Origin of the sequence: Aerococcus viridans (assembly GCF_001543285.1) — a bacterium.
In the GTDB taxonomy this organism is placed as follows: Bacteria; Bacillota; Bacilli; order Lactobacillales; family Aerococcaceae; genus Aerococcus; species Aerococcus viridans.
Genome location: NZ_CP014164.1, coordinates 75,439 through 97,624 on the forward strand (window position 1 = coordinate 75,439; position 22,186 = coordinate 97,624).

The 22,186-nt window shown below is 38.7% G+C and carries 26 protein-coding genes, 1 tRNA gene, 1 pseudogene and 1 riboswitch; of the genes and pseudogenes, 14 read left to right on the forward strand and 14 right to left on the reverse strand.

What is annotated here, in order from left to right; all coding sequences use genetic code 11:
• Positions 1–90: 90 nt before the first annotated feature.
• The 5 genes and pseudogenes from dnaB to AWM76_RS00345 all read left to right on the forward strand — a co-directional run bounded on the left by dnaB (position 91) and on the right by AWM76_RS00345 (position 5,752).
• Positions 91–1,482 carry a replicative DNA helicase gene (gene dnaB, locus AWM76_RS00325; protein WP_003142890.1) on the forward strand — a complete coding sequence of 464 codons (1,392 nt, stop codon included), beginning with the start codon at positions 91–93 and terminating at the stop codon, positions 1,480–1,482.
• A gap of 18 nt (positions 1,483–1,500) precedes the next feature.
• A complete protein-coding gene (locus AWM76_RS00330) occupies positions 1,501–2,793 on the forward strand; it encodes an adenylosuccinate synthase (RefSeq protein WP_003142888.1) in 1,293 nt (430 codons plus the stop codon).
• A gap of 265 nt (positions 2,794–3,058) precedes the next feature.
• On the forward strand, positions 3,059–3,241 hold the full coding sequence (locus AWM76_RS00335) for a heavy-metal-associated domain-containing protein (RefSeq protein ID WP_003142887.1): 183 nt from the start codon (positions 3,059–3,061) through the stop codon (positions 3,239–3,241).
• 21 nt (positions 3,242–3,262) lie between these two features.
• A pseudogene (locus AWM76_RS00340) lies at positions 3,263–5,529 on the forward strand (heavy metal translocating P-type ATPase).
• Between the two features lie 150 nt (positions 5,530–5,679).
• A tRNA-Lys gene (locus AWM76_RS00345) sits at positions 5,680–5,752 on the forward strand.
• Between the two features lie 979 nt (positions 5,753–6,731).
• Here the strand turns inward: AWM76_RS00345 and AWM76_RS11105 are convergent.
• The 12 genes from AWM76_RS11105 to AWM76_RS00390 all read right to left on the reverse strand — a co-directional run bounded on the left by AWM76_RS11105 (position 6,732) and on the right by AWM76_RS00390 (position 12,657).
• Positions 6,732–6,866 (reverse strand): hypothetical protein, encoded by a 135-nt coding sequence (locus AWM76_RS11105; RefSeq protein ID WP_003142882.1) that lies wholly within the window; start codon positions 6,864–6,866, stop codon positions 6,732–6,734.
• Between the two features lie 4 nt (positions 6,867–6,870).
• Positions 6,871–7,359 (reverse strand): hypothetical protein, encoded by a 489-nt coding sequence (locus AWM76_RS00350; RefSeq protein WP_003142881.1) that lies wholly within the window; start codon positions 7,357–7,359, stop codon positions 6,871–6,873.
• A complete protein-coding gene (locus AWM76_RS00355) occupies positions 7,332–7,760 on the reverse strand; it encodes an ArpU family phage packaging/lysis transcriptional regulator (protein WP_003142880.1) in 429 nt (142 codons plus the stop codon). Before AWM76_RS00355 ends, AWM76_RS00350 begins: the two co-directional genes overlap by 28 nt.
• A gap of 115 nt (positions 7,761–7,875) precedes the next feature.
• Positions 7,876–8,169, reverse strand: a complete 294-nt coding sequence (locus tag AWM76_RS00360; RefSeq protein ID WP_003142879.1) for a hypothetical protein — start codon at positions 8,167–8,169, stop codon at positions 7,876–7,878.
• Between the two features lie 89 nt (positions 8,170–8,258).
• Positions 8,259–8,681 carry a hypothetical protein gene (locus AWM76_RS00365; protein WP_003142878.1) on the reverse strand — a complete coding sequence of 141 codons (423 nt, stop codon included), beginning with the start codon at positions 8,679–8,681 and terminating at the stop codon, positions 8,259–8,261.
• A gap of 11 nt (positions 8,682–8,692) precedes the next feature.
• A complete protein-coding gene (locus AWM76_RS10785; RefSeq protein WP_003142877.1) occupies positions 8,693–8,854 on the reverse strand; it encodes a hypothetical protein in 162 nt (53 codons plus the stop codon).
• A gap of 350 nt (positions 8,855–9,204) precedes the next feature.
• Positions 9,205–10,527: a virulence-associated E family protein gene (locus AWM76_RS00370; protein ID WP_003142875.1), complete on the reverse strand. Its 1,323-nt coding sequence runs from the start codon at positions 10,525–10,527 to the stop codon at positions 9,205–9,207.
• 1 nt (position 10,528) lies between these two features.
• Positions 10,529–11,404: a primase C-terminal domain-containing protein gene (locus AWM76_RS00375; RefSeq protein ID WP_003142873.1), complete on the reverse strand. Its 876-nt coding sequence runs from the start codon at positions 11,402–11,404 to the stop codon at positions 10,529–10,531.
• Between the two features lie 11 nt (positions 11,405–11,415).
• Positions 11,416–11,592 (reverse strand): hypothetical protein, encoded by a 177-nt coding sequence (locus tag AWM76_RS10790; protein WP_003142871.1) that lies wholly within the window; start codon positions 11,590–11,592, stop codon positions 11,416–11,418.
• Between the two features lies 1 nt (position 11,593).
• Complete coding sequence (locus AWM76_RS00380) at positions 11,594–11,851, reverse strand: hypothetical protein (protein ID WP_003142869.1); 258 nt, start codon at positions 11,849–11,851, stop codon at positions 11,594–11,596.
• A gap of 226 nt (positions 11,852–12,077) precedes the next feature.
• Positions 12,078–12,356, reverse strand: a complete 279-nt coding sequence (locus AWM76_RS00385; RefSeq protein ID WP_003142867.1) for a helix-turn-helix domain-containing protein — start codon at positions 12,354–12,356, stop codon at positions 12,078–12,080.
• Between the two features lie 91 nt (positions 12,357–12,447).
• A complete protein-coding gene (locus tag AWM76_RS00390; protein WP_003142866.1) occupies positions 12,448–12,657 on the reverse strand; it encodes a helix-turn-helix domain-containing protein in 210 nt (69 codons plus the stop codon).
• Positions 12,658–12,797: 140 nt separating this feature from the next.
• Here AWM76_RS00390 and AWM76_RS00395 point away from each other — a divergent pair, with 140 nt between their 5' ends.
• From AWM76_RS00395 to thiW, 7 genes are all read left to right on the forward strand, one after another.
• Positions 12,798–13,589: a helix-turn-helix domain-containing protein gene (locus AWM76_RS00395; protein WP_003142864.1), complete on the forward strand. Its 792-nt coding sequence runs from the start codon at positions 12,798–12,800 to the stop codon at positions 13,587–13,589.
• Between the two features lie 55 nt (positions 13,590–13,644).
• Positions 13,645–14,811, forward strand: a complete 1,167-nt coding sequence (locus tag AWM76_RS00400; protein WP_003142863.1) for a tyrosine-type recombinase/integrase — start codon at positions 13,645–13,647, stop codon at positions 14,809–14,811.
• A gap of 302 nt (positions 14,812–15,113) precedes the next feature.
• Positions 15,114–15,202, forward strand: a riboswitch (TPP riboswitch).
• 126 nt (positions 15,203–15,328) lie between these two features.
• On the forward strand, positions 15,329–15,895 hold the full coding sequence (locus AWM76_RS00405; protein WP_003142862.1) for an ECF transporter S component: 567 nt from the start codon (positions 15,329–15,331) through the stop codon (positions 15,893–15,895).
• Entirely contained in the window at positions 15,892–17,247 is a 1,356-nt protein-coding gene (locus AWM76_RS00410) for an ABC transporter ATP-binding protein (RefSeq protein ID WP_003142861.1), read from the forward strand. Before AWM76_RS00405 ends, AWM76_RS00410 begins: the two co-directional genes overlap by 4 nt.
• A 6-nt stretch (positions 17,248–17,253) precedes the next feature.
• On the forward strand, positions 17,254–17,916 hold the full coding sequence (locus AWM76_RS00415) for an energy-coupling factor transporter transmembrane component T family protein (RefSeq protein WP_003142860.1): 663 nt from the start codon (positions 17,254–17,256) through the stop codon (positions 17,914–17,916).
• Positions 17,916–18,611 (forward strand): thiaminase II, encoded by a 696-nt coding sequence (gene tenA, locus AWM76_RS00420; protein ID WP_003142859.1) that lies wholly within the window; start codon positions 17,916–17,918, stop codon positions 18,609–18,611. Before AWM76_RS00415 ends, tenA begins: the two co-directional genes overlap by 1 nt.
• The gene (gene thiW / locus AWM76_RS00425) at positions 18,601–19,104 is read left to right on the forward strand and encodes an energy coupling factor transporter S component ThiW (RefSeq protein WP_039935873.1); all 504 of its coding nucleotides are present in this window, start codon (positions 18,601–18,603) and stop codon (positions 19,102–19,104) included. The genes tenA and thiW overlap by 11 nt, the downstream gene beginning before the upstream one ends.
• A gap of 118 nt (positions 19,105–19,222) precedes the next feature.
• Here thiW and AWM76_RS00430 read toward each other — a convergent pair whose 3' ends face one another.
• Positions 19,223–19,738 carry a type 1 glutamine amidotransferase domain-containing protein gene (locus AWM76_RS00430; RefSeq protein WP_003142857.1) on the reverse strand — a complete coding sequence of 172 codons (516 nt, stop codon included), beginning with the start codon at positions 19,736–19,738 and terminating at the stop codon, positions 19,223–19,225.
• 281 nt (positions 19,739–20,019) lie between these two features.
• Positions 20,020–20,664 (reverse strand): deoxynucleoside kinase, encoded by a 645-nt coding sequence (locus tag AWM76_RS00435; RefSeq protein ID WP_039935827.1) that lies wholly within the window; start codon positions 20,662–20,664, stop codon positions 20,020–20,022.
• Positions 20,665–20,833: 169 nt separating this feature from the next.
• Between AWM76_RS00435 and AWM76_RS00440 the strand changes: the two genes are divergently transcribed.
• The gene (locus AWM76_RS00440) at positions 20,834–21,610 is read left to right on the forward strand and encodes a threonine/serine exporter family protein (RefSeq protein WP_039935824.1); all 777 of its coding nucleotides are present in this window, start codon (positions 20,834–20,836) and stop codon (positions 21,608–21,610) included.
• On the forward strand, positions 21,610–22,134 hold the full coding sequence (locus tag AWM76_RS00445; RefSeq protein WP_003142853.1) for a threonine/serine exporter family protein: 525 nt from the start codon (positions 21,610–21,612) through the stop codon (positions 22,132–22,134). Before AWM76_RS00440 ends, AWM76_RS00445 begins: the two co-directional genes overlap by 1 nt.
• Positions 22,135–22,186: the final 52 nt, after the last annotated feature.

Genomic DNA, 22,186 nt, shown 5'->3' on the forward strand with positions numbered 1-22,186 from the left:
GGATGGATTCCTGGCCTCCTATTTTATTCAATTTTTATATCAATGTGCTTACGTTTTTTAGTATAATAGTTAGGTGATGGAGGTGCTGATTTGGCGGAGAATTTAGATCATACAACACCGCCTCAAAGTATAGAGGCTGAGCAAGCTGTGCTCGGTGCTATCTTACTTGATTCCGATGTGTTCATTTCAGTGCTGGAGTACGTTTCTGCCGATGATTTTTATAGTCGTGCAAACCAACTTATTTTTGAAGCGATGGAAGAACTGAACCGGGATGATGAGGCAATTGATGCATTAACGGTTCAACAAAAATTAAATAACATGCATATGCTTGAAAATGTTGGCGGCTACGAGTACATTTTCCAATTGGCAAATGATACGCCGACTGCAGCGAATGCGGAATACTATGCCCGCATAGTTGAAGAGAAGTCTTTATTGAGAAAGTTGATTCAAGCTTCTAATAAGATTGCCCGCGAGAGTTTTGAGCAAGAAGAATCAGTATCTGTCATTTTAGATGAGGCTGAGAAGTCTATTTTAAATGTTGCAGAAAACCGAAATCGAAATGGGTTTATCCATATTCGAGATGTCGTGTTCGAGTCTATGCAAAATTTAGATGATTTATCTAAAAATGGTCAGGACGTAACAGGGATTCCAACTGGTTATCCTGATCTAGATGCTATGACAGCTGGGCTGCAACCAGAAGAGTTGATTATTCTGGCAGCACGTCCGGCCGTTGGTAAGACAGCCTTTGCTTTAAATATCGCACAGAATGTAGCGACTAAGCAAGATGGTGTTGTCGCAGTCTTTTCTTTGGAGATGGGGGCTGGATCCCTGGTAAATCGTATGATTTGTGCGGAAGGTAGTATAAATGCTGGTCATTTAAGGACTGGGCAGTTAACTGAAGATGAATGGTCAGATTTGATCGTTGCTTCAGGGGCGCTATCGGAAGCGGATATTTATATTGATGATACACCGGGTATTAGGGTAACCGAAATTCGTTCTAAGAGTAGACGTCTACTTAAAGAGCGGGGGCGTCTGGACTTAATTGTGATAGACTACCTTCAATTAATTGAAGGATCTGGTAAACGAAATGAAAACAGACAACAAGAAGTGTCTGATATTTCGCGGCAATTAAAGAAAATCGCCAAAGAATTACACGTACCTGTAATCGCCTTATCTCAGTTATCACGTGGTGTGGAACAGCGGCAGGATAAACGTCCCGTTCTTTCTGACATTCGTGAGTCGGGATCAATCGAGCAGGATGCGGATATCGTTGCCTTTCTGTATCGTGATGATTATTACGAACGTGGTGAGGGCGAAGATGATGATGGTGGTGGCGAACCGAGATTGGAAGATAATATCGTAGAGGTTATTATCGAGAAAAACCGGTCCGGTGCGCGTGGGACAGTGAAACTTATTTTTACAAAAGAATTTAACAAATTTTCATCAGTGAGCTTTAGAACTGATGATGAAATGTTTGCATAACAGAGAGGAAAATCATTTATGTCAGGGATTGTCGTAGTAGGTACGCAGTGGGGAGACGAAGGTAAAGGTAAAATTACCGATTTTCTAGCCAAAGATGCATCTGTGATCGTACGTTACCAAGGTGGGGACAACGCAGGTCACACGATTCAATTTGACGGCACAAAGTACGCATTACACTTAATTCCATCAGGTATCTTTTCATCTGAGAAGTTATCTGTCATCGGAAACGGCGTTGTTGTAAATCCGAAAGCATTGATTAAAGAATTGAACTACCTAAAGGACCATGGCATTGATGTGAGCGGCTTACGTATTTCAGATCGTGCCCATGTGATTTTACCTTATCATATTGAGTTGGACCGTCTTCAAGAAGAAGCTAAGGGCGACGACAAGATTGGTACAACAATTAAAGGTATTGGCCCAGCATATACTGACAAAGCTAGCCGTAGCGGTATTCGAGTGTGTGACTTATTAGAAAAAGATACTTTCGCTGCTAAGCTAAAGGCGAATCTAGCATTTAATAACCAAATCATTACGAAAATATACGGTGGCCAAGCCTTGAACTTTGAAGAAGTTTATGAAGAATACTACGCTTATGGCCAAGAAATCAAAGGCTATGTAGCGGACACATCAGTGATTATTAATGACTTCTTAGACCGTGGTGAAAATGTATTATTTGAAGGTGCTCAAGGTAACCTATTGGATATCGACCAAGGTACATACCCTTACGTGACTTCATCTAATCCAGTTTCTGGTGGTGCGACAGTTGGTACTGGTGTTGGACCAACACGCTTTAATAAAGTTGTGGGTGTAGCGAAAGCTTATACTTCTCGTGTTGGTGAAGGTGCCTTCCCAACTGAATTATTTGATGCAGTTGGCGATCAAATCAGAGAAGTTGGGCGCGAATTTGGTACAACTACTGGCCGTCCACGCCGTGTGGGTTGGTTCGACTCTGTTGTGATGCGTCACTCTAAACGTATCTCTGGATTAACTGATTTATCATTGAATTCAATTGATGTATTGTCAGGACTAGAAACAGTAAAAATTTGCGTAGCCTATGAGACATCAGACGGGACACGTATTGAACATTATCCAGCTAGTCTGCAACAATTAGCTGAATGTACACCAGTTTATGAAGAGCTACCTGGCTGGTCTGAAGATATTACTGCTTGTAAGACTTTAGAAGAATTACCAGCAAATGCACGTCAATATGTTAAACGTGTATCTGAGTTAGTTGGTGTAAATATTGCAACATTCTCTGTGGGTCCAGATCGGACGCAAACAAACATTTTAGAAGATATTTGGAATAGCTAATTAGATACAAGATTTATAAGATGTTCATAAGCGGGGCTTTGATAGTCCTGCTTTTTTTGGTTCAAGAAATGAATATTGGGATTTCTTGTGTGTTAACGGATTAGAATACGCTATTAAAAAAGCCCTCTAAATTAACACGAGACGGTAGTTTAAACCAAATTAATCAGGGCATTACTGAATATAAAGCTATCTGTATTTATGGACTTGGTCATTCAGGTCTAATTGCAAAGGAAATAGAACTATGTTTTAACGGGATAGGTATTCCTTGTCGTGTGCCCACTGCAAGGCGCGTATTGAAAAGGAAGTAACTTGCTTAAAAGGTGTTGAAGTGGCGGATGTACCGGTTGAAAGTAAAGTTCTAACGGTCCGATTTGATGATCAAGTAGTAGATAGTGCGGCCATTGTGGCTGCTGTTGCGGAAGCGGGCTATACAGCCAACCCGCAATAATTTTCGTCTAAAGGAAGATGCATGATGAAAGATACTTATACAATTGAAGGCATGACTTGTGCATCCTGTGCGCAAGCGGTCGAGAAATCGGTCGCCAAGTTAACGGGCATGGATGCTGCGAATGTGAACTTGGCAACTGAAAAGTTAACGGTTACTTATGACAACCAACAAGTTTCAGAGGCTGATATCACTCAGGCAGTTGAGAATGCAGGTTATAAGGCGGTGAAGAATTTATCGGTGACTAGCTTTGAAATTGAAGGGATGACCTGCGCGTCTTGTGCCCAAGCGATTGAGAAATCGGTAAGTAAATTAGCTGCTGTTTCCTCGGTGAATGTGAATTTAGCTACTGAAAAAATGACAGTAACCTTTGATGAGGCGGCCTTAAATGTTTCTGATATTGTCCGTACAGTTGAAGATACGGGCTACCAAGCTAAATTAGAAACCAGTGAACAGGAGGGGCCTAGTCAAGCTGAGCGTCAAAGCGCCCATATCCAAGCTTTATGGCGTCGCTTTTTGCGGTCATTCAGTTGTTGCTGACCTTACCAGTTGTCTATTTGGGACGCGACTTCTACAAAGTGGGTTTTAAAGCCCTCTTTAAAGGACATCCCAATATGGACTCTTTGATTGCTATTGGGACAGGGGCAGCGCTTGTTCAAGGGATTGTGATGACAGGTCTATTGGTGTCTGGCCAGCTGCATGTAGGCCACGGTCATCCTGACTTATACTTTGAGTAAGCGGCGGTTATTTTGACATTAATTACTTTAGGTAAATATTTGGAGGTTGTGTCTAAAGGCAAGACGTCTGAAGCCATTAAAAAATTGATGGGCTTGGCACCGAAAACGGCCCGAGTAATGCGCGACGGTCAAGAGGTTGAAGTGGCGATTGACCAGGTGGTGACGGGCGATATTTTAGTCGTTCGCCCTGGCGAGAAAATTCCAGTTGATGGCGAGGTCGTTGAGGGCAGCTCAGCGGTTGACGAAGCCATGATTACTGGGGAAAGTATCCCAATTGAAAAAAGGGTGGGCGACCAGGTTGTTGGTGCGTCTATCAACAAAAATGGGACATTCCAATTTAAGGCGACTAAGGTTGGTAAAGATACAACGCTGGCACAAATTATCCAACTTGTTGAAGAAGCGCAAGGATCTAAAGCGCCGATTGCTAAATTAGCAGATAAAGTGTCGGGTATTTTTGTGCCGATTGTTATGGCCTTAGCGGCGATTTCTGGACTTGCCTGGTATTTCCTAGGACAAGAATCATGGGTATTTGCCTTGTCAATTACCATTTCCGTTCTAGTGATTGCTTGTCCATGTGCCTTAGAGGAAACCCATAAAGTTCAAACTATTGTTTTTGACAAAATAGCTACCATTACCGAAGGCAAACCTGTGGTGACCGACATTAAAGCTTTCGATGGTGCGGATGCAGATGTTATCTTGCAAGTTGCAGCGTCTGCAGAAGTGGGGTCAGAACACCCACTAGGTGAAGCGATTGTAGCTGAAGCCAAGGACCGCAAGTTGATATTAACGGCCAGCCAAGATTTCCAAGCGATTCCTGGACACGGCTTACAGGTTAGCTTGAATGACCGAATCGTTTTGTTAGGCAATAGTAAATTAATGGCCGATCACAATATAGATTTATCGGATGCAAGAGCTGTGGCTGACCATTTGGCTTCTGAGGGTAAAACGCCCATGTTTGTTGGGGTTGACGGCCAATTATTAGGGATTATCGCAGTAGCGGATACGGTCAAAGAAAACTATGTAGCAGCTATTCAAAAATTACACCGAATGGGCATTGAAGTGGCTATGATCACGGGGGATAATAAGGGGACTGCTGAGGCAATTGCCAAACAAGTGGGCATCGACCGGGTCTTTAGTGAAGTCTTGCCGGAAGACAAGGCCAAGGAAGTGAAGAAATTACAAGATGAAGGCTTACACGTGGCTATGGTTGGTGACGGGATCAATGATGCACCAGCGCTTGCCCAAGCCAATGTCGGAATTGCCATTGGTTCCGGGACTGATGTAGCCATTGAATCAGCAGATATTGTCTTGATGCGTAGCGACTTAATGGACGTACCAACATCAGTTGAGTTGAGTAAAGCAACTATTCTCAACATTAAACAAAATCTCTTTTGGGCCTTCGCCTATAATGTGGTTGGGATTCCAATCGCCATGGGTATCCTCTACCTGTTTGGTGGCCCATTATTAAGTCCTATGTTTGCTGGTGCAGCCATGAGCTTGAGTTCAGTTTCTGTGTTGTTAAATGCCCTTCGCTTAAAGCGCTTTAAAGTATAGTTATAAAAAGTATAATACTTAAAATATTAGCCATCCTTTTTTGAGGGATGGCTATTTAGGGTAAATATATATTTTTTAAGTACAATGCCTTGAAAGATTCCTTGATTGGGTGTAAAATTTTAGTATTGTATTTGGTAAATGAATGAATTTGGACTGGTAGCTCAGTTGGTAGAGCAACGGACTCTTAATCCGTGGGTCCAGGGTTCGAGCCCCTGTCAGTCCATAATATACTTTTAAAAGAAATGAAAAGTAATGTAAACCATTGATATAATAGGCTTTATAGAAAACTTGAGAAACATTGAAGCCATTTAAAATCTAAACACATCTAAATACATCTCTAAACACATTTTTAAATGCTCCCATGCACCAAGGGAAATGAATTTCAATATCAGCTATTAGCATACAGGCTAATGGCTTTTTTATTGCATCCGGATGCCTAACATCCTTTTTTAGGGACTCACATTATTATAATTACCTTGCTATATACCCAACAAAACCTGACATTACCTTTGGAAAACCTTAGGTATTCTTAGGGTATTAATTCACATTACCATTAGTTCATCTTCAACAATATCAGGGTTTTTACAGGTTATAGATCAACCACAATAGCCTAGTTGCATTTGATTAGCTGCTTAATATATAAAAAAGTAGTATTTTGTAGTAATGGCCACCGGATGCACGAACATGTTAATACTTGTTAAAACTTTAGTATTCTTAAGGTATCAGTCAACAGAGGTCAACATTGCCATTAATTCATTTTCAACATTCTTCAACACGCTGACCTTTGTTTCTTTTGTCATACCCCAATCATCACTATTCAACATTAGCATTATATCGCCCTCGTTTAAATCAAGACTAGAAACTTCATTATCTGCCTGTTGTTGGGTTGAGGTGCGTTTGTGCTGATCAATATAATAATTAATCTCCTGTATAGCTTGGTATAGCTTGGTATACCTCGAGCTATACAGGAGATTAATATATCGTGTTTTAACAGTGTTTTAACCGTTGGATAGCCCAAGGTAGGTAAAAGCTCTTTAAATAGCTTATATCGCAATCTAAGCGCCTGTAATTGCCTATCAATGGCTTACTGTTCCATAGTCAGTAGGATAACAAACCGTTCAATATTGATAGCCTGCGTATAATCGTTAATTGTGAAACCGTATTTTGAGGTTCCTGTAGTATATTGATTACCCCCTCTAGAGTTAACCCTTAATGCCTAACACGATTTCAAATAGTTCTGATGCTTCTGCTTGGGTGAGCTTACCCTCTTTCTCAAGGTCTAGTAAAGCCGTTAAACGCTCTTGCTGGGTATTATTGGTAGTTTCTAGGTTATCCATATACTTACCCCTTTCCGCTAACTTTATTAGCTACTTGGATGCTATAGCTTGGAGAGTAGTATGCTAAATTATGTTTATTATCCTCATTAAGATATTTAGCAAATTCATCACTTTTGCGATTAGCTTCAGCTCTTACCTCGTCTAGCTTGTCATTAAAATCAGCATCCAGCTTTAGAATAGCTTTCCAATGTTTATCAGCTTCTGCCTCAGCCTTTGGCAAATAGTCATTAATATAATTTACACTCTCTTGGTTTTGGATTCGCTGAGCGTTATTATAGATAGCGTGGCTATAGTCCTCAACCAGCTCCATACGCTTAGCCATCTCACTATTATAATAAGCCTTATACTGTTCTAACTCTAAGCGTGCTAAGCTAGTAGCTTTAATATCTTCTACACTAGTAACCTCATGGGCGTTAATCTGCTCATTTAGCTCATTGACTTGCTTGCTCCGTTGCCGTTGGCAACCTAATCCAATACAAGTAGCTGACCCCATTTATAGCACTCTGCAAAGTTTAGCAAAGCGCTGTTCAATTGGCGGTAGTATGTAGCTTCGCTAATATTATCCGCCTCATAAATTTCATAATCAAAGAATTGTGTGCCATTCATGAATTTTGATGAAATTCTATGCTTATCTTTGTCAGATAATACATGTATAGCCTGATCAATAGATTTCAACAATTCTGCAGCATCTAGCTTTCTTTGTACGCCTATCTCTATCTTGCTGCTATTTTGATTTTTATCTTTGTTTGTTGGCATTGACGTTATTTGAGCGGTCAAGGGTTGGTAAACCTCTTGCATAGCTACTCGCTTTATTCGGTGGTATTGTTCTAACAGTTTTCGAGCTTTTGCTATTGTTTGTTTCTCGTTAATGCTTATCTCAAATAATCCGCTCATAAAAATACTCCTATCCTGAATAATTTTTCTAGTATATTATTTTAGTTCCCTAATCCTTATTAAATCATCATAAAAGGTTAGCTATTGTTAGCATTATTAATAGGCTGTTATACTATCATTTTCTATCAAGCACAATGCCGTACTTTTCCATTAACTCATCAGCAACATTGTCAAAGTCCATTGATATAATAGCCTCAATTAGATCATCAAAAGTGGCTTTATTTTGAATAATGTTGCTTGCTAATATATAAAGCTCTGCTTGCTCTAATTCAAGCCTTGCTAGTGAGTGTTCAACAAAATCATGGGAGTGGTGATAATGCTTATAAATTTCCTCATGGTTTTTCAATTGGCTCACTCGTTCGGTTACATATTCATCCGTATTTTGGTAAATTTTAATATTTTTCTGCATGTATTTGCTCCTTTTTTAATGCGTCTAATTTGTCATTATTTGTCCGAACCTTAGCAAAGATTAGCATTTTCTCGGGGTTTACCCGTGGTTCATTTTCTTTGTTTCGTCTTTGTTCGGCGTTCAAAATCAAATTTGAATCTTGTTTGAATAGGTCTATTAGCTAGTGTCTTGCTGTATTTCTCTTTGTAAGCATGGGTTACAGTTAAATCACCATTTCTAACCTTATTCGCACGTAACATCATTGTGTTAGCTTGTTCTTCCAATGACCGGATGCCGTTAATTCTTTCTTCTTCCGTTTCAGGTATGTAATACCCGCTGTGCGTGCTATCTCGTGAGGAACAAATAACAATGCCGTATCTCATGATTAAATCGTTAATAATGTGATAAAACTCTCTATTAGTTATACCCCCTAAATTGACTAATTCATCTTTACTAATCATTGTTGCTGATCCAATTGGAATAGCACTTAAAATTAATTGATATTTTTCAGGTAGTTCATCAAACTTTTTCATGTAATGCCTCCTTAGTCCTCTAGTTCAATACCCAATACATAAGCTAACCGCTCAATATCTTGATAAAATAAGTCTTGTAAGTCCTCAACGGTGATTGGTTCACCAGTTTCTTTATCTGTAATTGCTGCTTGGGTCATTTTGTATAAGTCTTGTAAATAGTCGTTTACTGTCATTCTATTTCTCTCCTTTAGTTGTAGTTTGTAGTAATTTCATCCTACCTTTTCCAACAATTGGTATTTAACCTGTGGGTGGTGTGTGACTAGTTGTAATTGTTGTAATTCTTCCATAATTGCATTTTTATCACGTTAAACCCTTGATATATTAATGTTTATGTTAATCTTGTAATTTGTAATTGTAAGAATGATAAACTCTCTCTAATATATTTCCTATATAGCTATTTAAATATAAATAAAAAAGTTTATAAAATAGTAATTACATAATTACAAATTGGGTTTTTCCTTACTCTATCAAGGGATGAAACGTAATTTTATTTAAAATTACAGACAATTACATAATTACATTTTTATTCTCTTTTATACCCTTGTTCCGGTTTTCCATTAATCCTTACAGTCTGATAACTCCAATCAGGTTGATTGTCCATATACCCTTTAATTTTCGAATACTTGCTTTGTGCTTGGTGGTAGCTGGCATCAAGATTGAACACAACGGATAAGATTTCCTTAGTAGTCGTGCGCTCTATATGATGATCACTACCAAAATAGTCCCCGTTCTGATAATTGAGGTAACTCTTGCGTTTATCCTCTGTTTTTAGGTTATTCCAGTTCTCACTTACGGGCATATTTAGGTAGTTTTCTATTTCTTCTATATCCAACCCTTTGAATTGAGCTTTACCCCGATATGTTTCAGCAATCTTATTGATAGCCTCGTTGCGATCAACATGTATTTTAGCTTTTTCTTCAAAATATAGATGCTTAGCCTCTGCCCATATTTGTTGAATAGTGTCGTCCGTCATATCAAACGGGCTCTTTGTGGCGCTGTCATCCTCTAATGGGATAGGGAAGAAACGTCTATTGCCTGTGAAGTCAGTTAGGTACTCGGTGGCGTTGGTTGTGCCTATGAAGGTGTTGGTACGTGGTAGGGTGCTTACGTTCTTTTCATAAGGCAACCTTACCTTGTCCTCTGATGAACTTAGAAAGCCTTTGGTGTTCTCTATTTCTGATTTTCTAAGGCTTGCTAATTCGCTTAACTCTACTATCCATGCGCCTATTAGCAATTGGTTGTCGTCCTTGTGCTGCCCCATGCCTTTTAGGGTGTCTACAAAATACTTACCCGCTAACTTACCTGCAAGGGTGGACTTACCCGCCCCTTGTGAGCCCTCTAGTATGGGCACAATTTCAAACTTGATACCGGGATAGTAAATACGGGCTATACCACCACATAACCACCGCTTAGCCACCTCCCTGTTGTATTCATCATCAGTCGCTCCTAAGTAGTCTATAAACAGGCTTTCTACACGTTTTACGCCGTCCCATGGCTTAGCCTCTATAAATTCTTTTATCGGGTGGTAGGGTTTATCTTGGGCAATGGTCATCACCACATCCTCAATATCGTTCTGAACAAATTTCAAGTTATATTCATCATCAATTTTCACCCTAAGGGATTTTAAGTGCATTTCATCAATAGGTCGCTTGTTAATAGTCGGTATTCTCGCAAATTCATCAAACCCTAGCTGCTGTCCAATAGGTAACATGCTGATGATTACACGTAAGTTGTATAAAGACTTGGTAACGTTGCCGTTACTACTTTTACGGAACAAACCCGTGGTGTTGCTCTCTTTCTGAACATTTTCAATTTGTTGAATAATATCTTTTGGAAATTCTGCCATATTATGCCCCCTTTCTTTGTTTTCGTTCTTCTGCCTTTACAACACTATTAATCACGTTTACTAGCTCATTGTGTGGGAATGGTGGCGTACAGTGATTGTCTGCCCAATCGACACATAGATTATAAATAGCATGGGCATTTACATTCGCTTTAATCAATACGCCCACCGCTTGAGTGAAAAAAACGTTCCTCCCGGGCTCTTGAATACCCTCCATATAAACTTGATCTAATAATTTTGGTATGCGCCCCTTAGATTGCGGGTTAAACGATTGCATTGGCGGGGTAGGTTCTTGTTTTTTATCAGCAATAATCGGATATGGTTTCCCTGTATCGTTTATCACTACCTCGTAAGGTAATCGCCCATTGTCTACTGGTAGCCCCTGTAATTGGGAATAGGTACTTGCTGATTGGTCGCAATATTCACTCGGAAATAGGCTATATACTTGCTGTGTAGTCGCTTGAGTTTCCGCTTGGGTCATTGGTCTAGGTGGTGCAAGAACAACCCGTATACGCCCTGAATTTGGGGTATTTCGTATCGTTCCCCATGCCATATACTGATAATTAGCTAGCTTACTATGTATCATCTTTAGCATGTCCTTATAGGTCATAGGCTTGGCATCCGGTTGGGCTTCAAAATCAAGCGTAATAAGCGTTCGGTTAATAAGGTTATCGTTATTTCTGCCTTTTTCGATATCTTTCAGCTTGCCAGCTAGAAAATAAGGCATACTTTTCTTAGTTTTTTCTAGTGCTTTATCTACCCCATGCACTTTCACAGGGGTAGAGGTGTTAATTAAAGCCTTTAGAGTGTTGAAATCGTTCCCTTGTTGATTGAGGGGGCTCAATACATTTGTATTTAACCCGTTGCTAATGTAAATCATTCTTTTACCTCCTAATCAAACAGACCCCATTGCGCACAACGGAATAGGCTAAACGCACCAATCAGGCCGGATGCCAAAGCCGTTTTCATATCGACAAAAAATATAAGCATTACTGATATTGTGAAAATATAGCACCATTGCCATTGTTTGAAATTTATGAATTGCTGCTTAGTCATATACTTTCGCATCCTAAGCCTCCTCCATTAATACATTAATCAGTTCTTTCATTTTCTTATTTTCTTCAGAAACCGCACTCATCAAATAGATCATCTTTTCAAAGTTTTGAGTTGCATAATTCCCAACCACTAGCATGTTGTCGTTCGTTCTGTCATTTTTAACGTTAAAGATAGGTCTATCTAATTCGGAAATAACCATATTTAGTAAATCTGTATTAATATCTTGATTTTCGATACATTCTTCTAAACTTTCTAATTTGTAAATATCCATGTTTAAAATCTCCTTTATATTTGGTACAATAAAGGCATAAAGAGCTTTATTCGTGGTGGAATTTTAGCTATTGGCTTAGGGAGTTGCTGCTCTACTAAGCCTTTTTTTATGCCTTTAAATAGCTTTGTTAGTGTTTTTTTGTTCCTATTGCCTTACTCTAGCTATCTGCCAAGTTAAAAGTAAGGGTTTCTTTCGTTTCTTCTAGTGTGTGGGAGCACTCTATTTTTTAATTAATTCTATGTTGTGAAATAAACTCATTTAATTCTTTCTTTTTGATATATTGCTTGTTGCCTATCTGATACACCGGCAAACCTTTCTCCACAAAGTTTTTTGTAAATGTATTTGTTGATACACTAGCCAACTCGCAAGCCTCTTTGGTTGTCAGGTACTCTTTTGCGTACCCTATATCACGCTTAGCCTCGCTTATTGCTTGGGCATAAACGTCTTTAAGTTCGCTTTGTAACCCCGTATAAAACGCCGGTGGTAACTCTAGCTGCAATCCCATTATTTCACCTCCCTTCAATGCATCCGGATGTCAATTTTTGTCAAGTTTTGCCCCCCTTTCACTGCATCCGGATGACAAGTTTTGTCAGGTTCTATACCTCTACTACATAAGGTTTCAGCCCTAGTAGTTCGTCAATAGAACAATCTAGGTATTCTGCTAATGTGATTAGGGTTCTTCCTGATGGTATTGTTCTTTGATAGTAGAATTTTGTTAAGCTATCTTTAGATAAGCCTGTTTCTTTATGAACATCAGCCACTTTCTTATGTTTTGTGGCTAGTACAATTGAAAAGTTGTTTTTCATTTCTTTTAACCTCCTGTTCTTTTCTGTTCCTTACACGTATATTGTAAACTGTCTTTTTCTGTTCGTCAAGGAAATATCTGTCTTTTTCTGTATTTTAATTTTCTTTATGGTAAAATGTAGCTAACATAAGGAGGTTAATCATGGAACAAAATAAAAGATTAGGTGAACGAATCAAGAAAATACGAAAAAAACTGGGAATGTCGCAATTAGAATTTTCAAAAGCTATCGGTGCAACTAAATCTGCTGTTAGTAATTGGGAAAATGGATATAACGCACCCAACAATGAAAGGATTAAAGCTATTGCGAACCTTGGAAACACAACGGTTGATGCTTTGCTTTATGGCTCATTAAATGATCGTGTAGGCAATCTGCTTAATGCTGCAATTGATAGCGACAACCCAACATATAACAAGAAACTTGATGATTTAATTACTGATTACCTAGTTAAGCATGAGAATTTAATAGATATTGTTATTGGATATAATCCGGATGCTGATGATGAAAATATCGACATAGAACAAGCAATGAAAGAGAACTTTATAAATCAAAATTTACCGGTATTTATAAATAAATTCGATATTCAAGCTCAAGATGATGACGAGGATATTATCAATAAATTTATAGGCTATGTTAAGTCTATAATTCCTTTTGATGTGAACACCTTTGAGGGCGTTAAAAAATCCATATTCTATACTTTAGAGCAAATAAATCCAAAAATTGTCTACACTCAGGAGACTATTGAAGAGTTTATAGATAACGATAAGAAAGATAAGTATCGTAAATTAAAAGGGGAAACATTGAAAGATAGAATTGACCAATATTATATTTATCAGTTACATAGCAGAGTTAGGGATGTTCTCGGTGAGGTCATTGATGAATACGTGGATACAATATATAACAAAGTTGACGAGGACAAATTGAACGAGGAATAACCTTATATTTCCTTTCTTTTGGTGTGTGGGAGCATATTAGGAAGGACTGTTACCATTGGCTACTTATAAGCAATATGAAACGAATAAGGGCACGTTTTGGCGTGTTAGTGGTTATCTTGGTGTTGACCCATTGACTGGTAAGCAAACTAACTATAACAAGCGAGGTTTTAAAACAAAAAAAGAAGCTAAACATTATTACGATAATGCTAAGCTTCAATTTAATAATGGGGTATATGATACTAGTAAACCAATCAGACAAACTTTTGAGACTGTTTATAATGAATGGTTAGATATCTATGCTGATGATGTTGAAAGTAGTACCTTGAATAAGACTAAGCAATATTTTAGATTACATATATTGCCTCAGTTTGGGCATATTCTCATTGATAAAATTAATAGCAGCTTATTACAACAAACTCTAAAAGAATGGCGCTTGAAGTATAAAAGCTTTAAAAAGTTTTATAACTATACATGTAGGGTACTTGATTACGCTCATTTTAAAGGGTATATCACTGAAAACCCTAAGACAAAGGTTATTGTACCAAAAGCCAAAGTTCAATATAAGCAAACTAAGACAACAGAAGATTTTTATACAAAAGATGAGTTAAATCAATTCTTACAGTATGCTGAACAGTATTCAAAAGATCTAGACAACGGTATGTGGTACACCTTTTTCCGAATGTTGGCATTTGTTGGTATTCGGCGAGGTGAAGCGTTAGCCCTTACTTGGAACGATATCAATTTCAAAGAAAAAACAATCAACATAGATAAGGCTTTGAAAGTAGGGGACAACAATATCCCATATATTGGGGATACTAAAAATAGTAATAGTGATCGTATACTTACCTTAGATGATATTACAGTAAGTATATTGAAACGTTGGAAAGTTCAGCAAGCGAGGATATTGTTAGGGTTTGGCTATAACGTAACTGCTCCTAACCAATTGCTATTTTCTAAGTTAGATAATACGCACTTAGATGTTTCTAGTCCTCGTAATCGTTTAGAACGGATATGCAAGAAGAACAATTTCAAGATGATAAACATTCATGGCTTCCGCCATACGCATTGTTCACTACTGTTTGAAGCTGGTGTACCTATGAAAGATGTTATGGATAGGTTAGGGCATTCTGATATTCAAACGACTATGAATATCTATACCCACGTTACTAAAGAAAGTAAAAATAAATCTGCTCAAATGTTCGCAAAATATGTTAATTTTTAGAAAGTCTAAACACATATCTAAACACATTGGCAAAAATCAGCTTAAAAATGTTTATAAATGCTGTTATATCAATATTCTTATAGGATAATGGTTCGAGCCCCTGTCGGTCCATCTTATAAAAGGCGTCGTATCAGAGTTTATATACTTTGATGCGATGCTATTTTTTGTGATGAAAAAAGGTGATCGGAAAATAATTGATAAACATAAATATTGCTATGTAAAATTGCATAACTCAAATAATAGTCATTTTTAGGTTTCCTTTTTCATATCGATATGGTAATATCGGATACAAATGAATATAGTAGTGACATTTGGGGTGCCGAAAGCTGAGATTATACCCATTGAACCTGACACAGTTAATACTGGCGAAGGGAAATGTAAAAATGTTTATGATACGGAAACTATCGGACCAAGTGTGTCTGGATAGTTTATTAAAGTGTTTAAAACAAGGAGCGAATTCACTTTTGCTCACCCCTTATGCCTCTATTTTTAAAATATAGGAAAAGGGGTTTTTTTGATGGAAAAATTTAAATGGGCCTTGCCCGACGTCATCTTTTTAGCATTTTTAGCTTTCTTATTTGGCGCTGTATTTATGGGAGCAGGTGTCCTGTATGCCGTTTTAGTGTCCCTATTAACACCGTTTGGTTTAACACCATTTGCCAATGAAATCTTATTTGGTATGTGGACGATTGCAGCGCCAGTGGCGGGTATGTTGATCCCGAAAGTGGGTAGTGCCTTGTTAGGTGAGGTTTTTGCCGCCCTTGCCGAGATGCTATATGGGTCATATTTTGGGGCTGGCGTTTTACTTTCTGGCTTAATTCAAGGACTGGGTACTGAAGCGGGCTTCTTTGTTACCAAATACGAACGCTATGATACGACGACTTTAGTTTATGGTGCCATTGGGACAACGGTATTTAGTTTTGCCTTTGAATTCTTCAAATTTGGCTACGCGACTTATGGCCTTGGCTTTGTCGTGGCTTTATTCTTAGTTCGTCTGATTTCAGTGACATTTTTCGGTGTCTTTTTAACTAAACAAATCGTTAGCCTATTCAACAGGGTCCAAGCCAAAGGACTTGCCCAATGAGTGCCTTAGTACAAATTAGTGACTTGACCGTCCGGAAAAATGAGACCGTCATCCTAGACAGGATTTCTTGTGATTGGCAGCTAGGCGATTTTATCTTACTGACAGGTGATAGTGGTAGCGGGAAAAGCACCTTCATCCATACCATAGCTGGCTTCAATGGTGCAAGTTTTCAAGGGAATGTTGTAATGGATGGCCAGCGGATGTCAGACTATACTATTCCAGAAAAAGCTCAGAAAATCGGGTTGATGTTTCAAAATCCGGGTCAACAATTTACCATGCGAACCCTGGAACGAGAATGCTTCTTTGCCTTAGAAAATTGCGGTCTACCTTATGATCAGGCCAAAGTACGCTTAAATCAAGCGGTTGACGATTTGGGTATCAGACATTTATTACAGCAAGACTTGATGACCCTGTCAGGTGGAGAGAAGCAGCGAGCGGCCTTAGCCATCTTGATTGCAGTCAATCCACCAGTTTTCTTATTAGACGAACCCTTTGCATCAATTGACCCATCATCTAGACTCTTCTTGATTAACATGTTGGCGAAATTAAGACAACAAGGCAAGTTGATTGTGGTGGTAGACCATGAGTTGACTGACTATAAGGGACTCATCAATCGATTCTTTATCATGCGAGACGGGCAACTTTCTGAAGCAGATGCAGCCAATTTGCCGGAGAAAGCGCCTATCCCATTGTTGACTAGTGGTCAAGCTAGCAGCGAATCAGCTTTCACCTTGGAAAATATTGCCATCAAACAAGGCGATAAAACCTTGCTTCACCAAGAAAAATTCACTTTTCAAAAGGGCGTATCCACCCTAACTGGCGATAATGGGGCGGGGAAATCGACTTTGTTAAAGGCCATGGCCCAGTTACACCCTTACAAGGGCAAGATGCGGTTTCAGGACCGGAGACTTTCAAGGTTTTGGGGCAAGAAAAGCTTATACGAATCGCTTACCTTGGCTGTTCAAGATGCAGCCCAACAATTTGTGACGTTGGAAGTGGCGAGTGAGTTACGGTTTCCAAATGAAGATGCTGGTGAAATTCGTGACCGACAGATGCAGGCACTTGAAGACTTGAATATCAGCCACGTTTTAGACCGAAGTTTATATCATTTAAGCGAGGGGCAGAAGAAGATGGTGCAATTAATCGCCTTGTTGAGTCTAGACCACCAGTTTTTAATGCTGGATGAGCCTTTTGCGGGTTTGGACCTGAAAGCCAGTGATTACTTTGCGGATTGGATTAAAGACAAGAAAAGAGATACGGATTTCTTGATTGTGTCTCATCGCCTTGGTCCGCTGGAAAGTGTAAGTGATCATCATATTCACTTGTCCAATCAAGTGCTGAAGGAGGTTTGATAATTGATGGAAGAGAAGAAAACAGCAATTCCAGCTATTCTGGCCTTGGTATTCTTGTTCACGATTGAAATATCTTTTACCTATTCGGTTTGGCTGAATATTTATGTCTTATTGATGGTTGTGACCTACTTAGCTGTTAGAAAACGGTTTGGCGTACTGGTATTTTTGTTAGCCCTACCTTTTATTCCTGCCATCACCACTTTTTGGTCGGTCTATATCCAAGGAAGTGGCTTAGATGACGCTTGGGTATTATTCACTAGAACCTATGCCTTTGCGGCTTTAGGAATAGGATTTATGGTTGCCGTTGATTTACAAGACTGCTTACTAATTTTTGAACAGTATAAAGTGCCGGCTATTTTTATCTATGGATTGTTGGTTGTGATACATGCTGTGCCTGAAATTCAAAGGGAAATCAAGAGTATGCATGATGCCAGTTTATTAAGGGGGAAGAAATTATATCCATGGTCACCTCTCTATTATGTGAAAGTGATCTTTCTAGCCCTCAATTGGCGGGATCGGTACGCAGAAGCCATGTATTCTAGAGGTTTCTCTGAAGACCACCCTCGCCACCAGTACCGTCATTGGAAAATGTCTACACCAGCTATTGTTTTATGCATGAGTTTAATTGTCGTCGGCAATATGATTATGAGATTGGAGAATATGATTTAATGGAAAAGACTTTTACAGAAATCGCCCGTAGTCAAACGAGACCCTTTTGGGAGGGGAGTTTCAAACATCCTTTTATTTTGCAGTTACAAGATGGGACGTTACCTATTGAAAACTTCCGTTACTATTTGATCCAAGATGCTTATTATTTGCGTCACTTTTCAGCGCTGTATGAGAAAGTCGCGGAAATTACTGAAGAGCCTGCATTAAAGACGCAGATGCTTGAAAATGCCGGCCATTTAGCGGAAGGTGAATTAGCGATTCGTGCCAACTTTTTTGAAGAATTGGCGGTAACGGATGACGAATTAAAAGGAACCGGCGTTGCGCCAACTGCTTACCACTATGTGTCACATATGTACCGGCAGTTAGTGGAAAATAATGATGCGATTGCGGCGGCTAGTTTATTGCCATGTTCTTGGCTGTATTTTGAAATTGGTCAACGGTTAAGACAATTAAATGTGACGTCACCTGTCCCAATCTACCAAAGATGGATTGAGACATACGGCGGGGAAGAAGCAAGTGAGGCTATCGAAAAGGAATGTGCCCTATTGAACCGTCTGTACGCTGAGTCTAGTCAGGAAGACCAGGATAGTATGGTTTCCGCATTTGTCGTAAGTGCTAGAATGGAATTTAATTTCTGGGAAATGGCTTTTAATTTTGAAACTTGGCCGGAGGGTATCCAACATGTTGACAAATAATAAAGTACAAAAAATGACGATCTTAGCCATGATGATAGCCATGGATGTTGTCCTTTCACCACTATTTCGGGTGGAAGGGATTGCCCCAATGTCTAGTGTCATGAATGTGATTGCTGCTGTGTTGATGGGTCCCATATATGGGACAGTGATGGCACTCGCATGTGGGATTCTCCGGATGATCTTGTTTGGGATTCCGCCGCTAGCACTTACTGGTGCCGTATTTGGGGCCTTTCTGGCTGGTGTGGGTTATAAATGGATGAATACATATCTTGGTGCTATAATAGGCGAATTTATTGGAACAGGCTTGATTGGGTCCTTACTCTCTTACCCAATCATGGTCTGGTTTACAGGGTCTGCCCAAGGTATGTATTGGTTTGTCTATACACCGCGGTTTATCTTAGGGGCACTATCAGGGTCATTAATTGCCTACCTAGTCTTGGTCAGAATAGACAAAGTGCCTTATATTCAACGGGTCAAGAAAACATTTGGCTAATAAGTTGAAGGCACAAAAAAACTACCTTTTGCGAGGTAGTTTTTTTCTATAAACAGTGTTATCAAAAAAAGCGCTACACCTATTCAGGTGCAACGCTTGCTTTCGGCTAATTTATCATTTATTTCAATGCATCGACAATTGCTTGATTAAATGCAGGTAAGTCTTCAGGCGTACGGCTTGAAATTAATTTACCAGCTTCATCGATTACAACTTCTTTGTCATAGAAATTTGCACCAGCATTTTTTACATCAATTGCCACTTGTTTGACTGCGGTAATGTCTTTACCTTTTAAGGTTTCGGCATTGACCAATAATTGAGGACCATGACAGATGGTGAAGATCCATTTGTTATCATTATCGAAATGACGCACAAAGTCTAACATACGCTCATCTGCGCGCAATTCATCAGGAGAGTAACCACCTGGAATGAACAGTGCATCATATTCTTCAGCTTTCACTTCATCAATAGCTTTTTCAATGGTTACTTCTGTTCCATCTGTTTTACCTTGAACAGTTTCGCCAGCCTTAATACCAATAGTTACTACATCATGTCCTGCTGATTCTAAGGCTTTCTTTGGTTGAATATATTCAGAGTCTTCAAATAAGTTTGCTAATACAGTTGCAATTTTTGCCATAATTTATAGCCTCCTTAAAGCTTTGATAAATATATCATAAAGGATATATTTATAGCATGCAAAGGATATGCATTATATGATATTTAACTGATCAATATTAAAGAACACCTTTTATTATATTGATTAACAAGCTAATATTGGCAAGTTAACTATATATGCTAGGGTAAGTTCATATATTATTTCATTAGTTTTTACCGCGCCACAACTTCCGTTACTATTAGAATATATATGGAAGTGATTCAACAAAGTAAAAAAAGCTCAAGTGGTAGTAATTATAGTGATTAATTTTTCTGGAGTGTTGCCCACTTATCTTGAATTTTTTTCGCAACGATTTCTTGGTCCTTATTTGTTAAAATGTCAAATTGGCTAACATCAATGGACATTTTAGCTGAATGGTCATAGTTTGCGTACCATTCATCATATAGGGTGTGTAGTTGCTTATAGTAGGCTAGTAAATCTGGTCGACCTTCTACTTGTTCGTATGGACGCCCACGACGCTTGATTTTCTCAAGGACTAAATCGAAAGGTGCATGTAAGTAGACAAGTAATTCCGGTGATTGGTTGGTTGATTCAGAAATAATACGAACATCGTCCATCATATTGGCCAATAAATCTTGGTACAACTGCCATTCTACATCTGATATATTGCCGTTAATATTATTTACCTGAGTGAATAAAGCATCTTCATAAATTGACCGATCTAATATTGCACGGTCAAATTTCATCCCGCGTTTAATGCTTTTAACGCGTTGGTTTAGAAAGTAAATTTGCAGTGAAAAAGCATATTTCGTTGGTTCGCTGTAGTATGCATCCAAAATTGGATTTTCTGATACCTCTTCAAAAAGTGGTTCTGCTTGAAACATTTTTGCCATATGTTGGGTATAAGTAGTTTTACCAACACCAATCATGCCTGCCATGGTAATCATATTCAATTGCTCCTTCATCTAATTAGTCGGGGCAATTATAGCATAAATTTGACCTGACTTGGGTTAGAAGACAGATTGAAATAGGATACATTTACATGGAAAGTAGCATCTTTATTCTTTGATGCCCTATGGTACAATAGCCGTGGATTATGAGAAAGGGTGGGTGAAAATGGTAGATTTAAATAAGAAAATTTTAGAAACGGCCCTGTTAGCCGGGCAAATAATGACAGAGAGTAATGCAGAGTCATACCGTGTTGAAGATACGATGAACCGTATTTTAACAACATCAAATGCAGCATATGCAGTGGCAATCTCTCTTTCAACAGGTCTTTATATGACCCTTGATGACCCATCTTTTGAAGGTTCTGGGTTTACTGGTATTAAGAGAATTACGCGCCGTTCTAACAATTTAAATAAAATTACCCAAGTGAATCATATTTCACGTGAATTGACTTCAGGTAATATTTCAATTGACGAAGCTCATGAGCGGTTACAGGTTATTCGGTTCCAGAAGCCCCAATATTCAAAATTACAAGTATCAATCGGTGTAGTGGGTTTAGCTGCAGCTTTCTCTTTCCTTTTTGGGGGAGGTATTAACGAGTTGATCTTGTCTTCAATTAATGGTTTAATTTTGGCCTTATTATACCGTCTAGTGGATAAATACTATATTAGTGAAGGTTTTTCAAATATTATTCAAGCGCTTGTTGTAACAGTGGCTGCTTATTTAATGCAAGCCTATATATTATCGAATACAGATATCAATATTGTCATTATCTCTACATTGATGCCAATGGTTCCAGGAACGGCCATAACGAACTCCTTACGTGATATTTTTCATGAAGACTACATTGCAGGCGTTTCTAGAGCAACAGAAGCCTTCTTGAACGCCTTAATGATTGCCTTAGGCGCAGCACTGGGCCTTGCCTTGATTGGAGGTTTATATTAATGACGATAATGGATATTATTTTACAATTAATAGGTGCTTATGGGGTAGGTTTGTTTGCAATTTTAACGATTGAAGGGCCACGAAAAGTGCTATTTTGGACACCACTCATTAATATTGCTGGTTGGGGTAGTTACCTGATAAGTTTACACTTTGGTGGTTTTTCAGAAATAATGGCTACTTATTTTGGTTCCTTGGTTATTGCGTTAATTTCCCAGATGTATGCGCGTATTTTTCGAGAACCGGTAACAGTTTTCTTTATTCCAGCCTTTTTCCTCTTTGTACCAGGAGGTGGCATGTACCGGACGGCATTAGCCTTTATTCAAGGGAATATGGCCCAAGGCTATACTGAACTAGGAAGTACACTGTTTACTGCCTTGGCTATTGCGCTTGCAGTTTATACATCTGATACGTTTGTGCAAATTATTAATAAACAAAAATTCCCAAAATTTATCCGAAAAAACTACCGTGTGATACCTAAAGTAGCGAAGAAAACTGAAAAGAAAATTGAGAAAAATCTTAAGTAGATTAGCCTGACTGCTAATAATAACTAAAAAAACTGATAATTGATTACCATTT

What these genes read in the sequence shown, in the direction of transcription:
- AWM76_RS00370 (WP_003142875.1), bottom strand. Translation starts at nt 10,527, where the DNA reads ATGGCAGAATTTCCAAAAGATATTATTCAACAAATTGAAAATGTTCAG.
- AWM76_RS00360 (WP_003142879.1), bottom strand. Translation starts at nt 8,169, where the DNA reads ATGCAGAAAAATATTAAAATTTACCAAAATACGGATGAATATGTAACC.
- AWM76_RS00415 (WP_003142860.1), top strand. Translation starts at nt 17,254, where the DNA reads ATGGAAGAGAAGAAAACAGCAATTCCAGCTATTCTGGCCTTGGTATTC.
- tenA (WP_003142859.1), top strand. Translation starts at nt 17,916, where the DNA reads ATGGAAAAGACTTTTACAGAAATCGCCCGTAGTCAAACGAGACCCTTT.
- AWM76_RS00405 (WP_003142862.1), top strand. Translation starts at nt 15,329, where the DNA reads ATGGAAAAATTTAAATGGGCCTTGCCCGACGTCATCTTTTTAGCATTT.
- AWM76_RS11105 (WP_003142882.1), bottom strand. Translation starts at nt 6,866, where the DNA reads ATGGATAACCTAGAAACTACCAATAATACCCAGCAAGAGCGTTTAACG.
- AWM76_RS00445 (WP_003142853.1), top strand. Translation starts at nt 21,610, where the DNA reads ATGACGATAATGGATATTATTTTACAATTAATAGGTGCTTATGGGGTA.
- AWM76_RS00385 (WP_003142867.1), bottom strand. Translation starts at nt 12,356, where the DNA reads ATGGGATTGCAGCTAGAGTTACCACCGGCGTTTTATACGGGGTTACAA.
- AWM76_RS10790 (WP_003142871.1), bottom strand. Translation starts at nt 11,592, where the DNA reads ATGCGAAAGTATATGACTAAGCAGCAATTCATAAATTTCAAACAATGG.
- AWM76_RS00410 (WP_003142861.1), top strand. Translation starts at nt 15,892, where the DNA reads ATGAGTGCCTTAGTACAAATTAGTGACTTGACCGTCCGGAAAAATGAG.
- AWM76_RS00365 (WP_003142878.1), bottom strand. Translation starts at nt 8,681, where the DNA reads ATGAAAAAGTTTGATGAACTACCTGAAAAATATCAATTAATTTTAAGT.
- AWM76_RS00355 (WP_003142880.1), bottom strand. Translation starts at nt 7,760, where the DNA reads ATGAGCGGATTATTTGAGATAAGCATTAACGAGAAACAAACAATAGCA.
- AWM76_RS00430 (WP_003142857.1), bottom strand. Translation starts at nt 19,738, where the DNA reads ATGGCAAAAATTGCAACTGTATTAGCAAACTTATTTGAAGACTCTGAA.
- AWM76_RS00380 (WP_003142869.1), bottom strand. Translation starts at nt 11,851, where the DNA reads ATGGATATTTACAAATTAGAAAGTTTAGAAGAATGTATCGAAAATCAA.
- AWM76_RS00435 (WP_039935827.1), bottom strand. Translation starts at nt 20,664, where the DNA reads ATGATTACCATGGCAGGCATGATTGGTGTTGGTAAAACTACTTATACC.
- AWM76_RS00395 (WP_003142864.1), top strand. Translation starts at nt 12,798, where the DNA reads ATGGAACAAAATAAAAGATTAGGTGAACGAATCAAGAAAATACGAAAA.
- AWM76_RS00375 (WP_003142873.1), bottom strand. Translation starts at nt 11,404, where the DNA reads ATGATTTACATTAGCAACGGGTTAAATACAAATGTATTGAGCCCCCTC.
- AWM76_RS10785 (WP_003142877.1), bottom strand. Translation starts at nt 8,854, where the DNA reads ATGACAGTAAACGACTATTTACAAGACTTATACAAAATGACCCAAGCA.
- AWM76_RS00350 (WP_003142881.1), bottom strand. Translation starts at nt 7,359, where the DNA reads ATGGGGTCAGCTACTTGTATTGGATTAGGTTGCCAACGGCAACGGAGC.
- AWM76_RS00440 (WP_039935824.1), top strand. Translation starts at nt 20,834, where the DNA reads ATGGTAGATTTAAATAAGAAAATTTTAGAAACGGCCCTGTTAGCCGGG.
- AWM76_RS00330 (WP_003142888.1), top strand. Translation starts at nt 1,501, where the DNA reads ATGTCAGGGATTGTCGTAGTAGGTACGCAGTGGGGAGACGAAGGTAAA.
- AWM76_RS00390 (WP_003142866.1), bottom strand. Translation starts at nt 12,657, where the DNA reads ATGAAAAACAACTTTTCAATTGTACTAGCCACAAAACATAAGAAAGTG.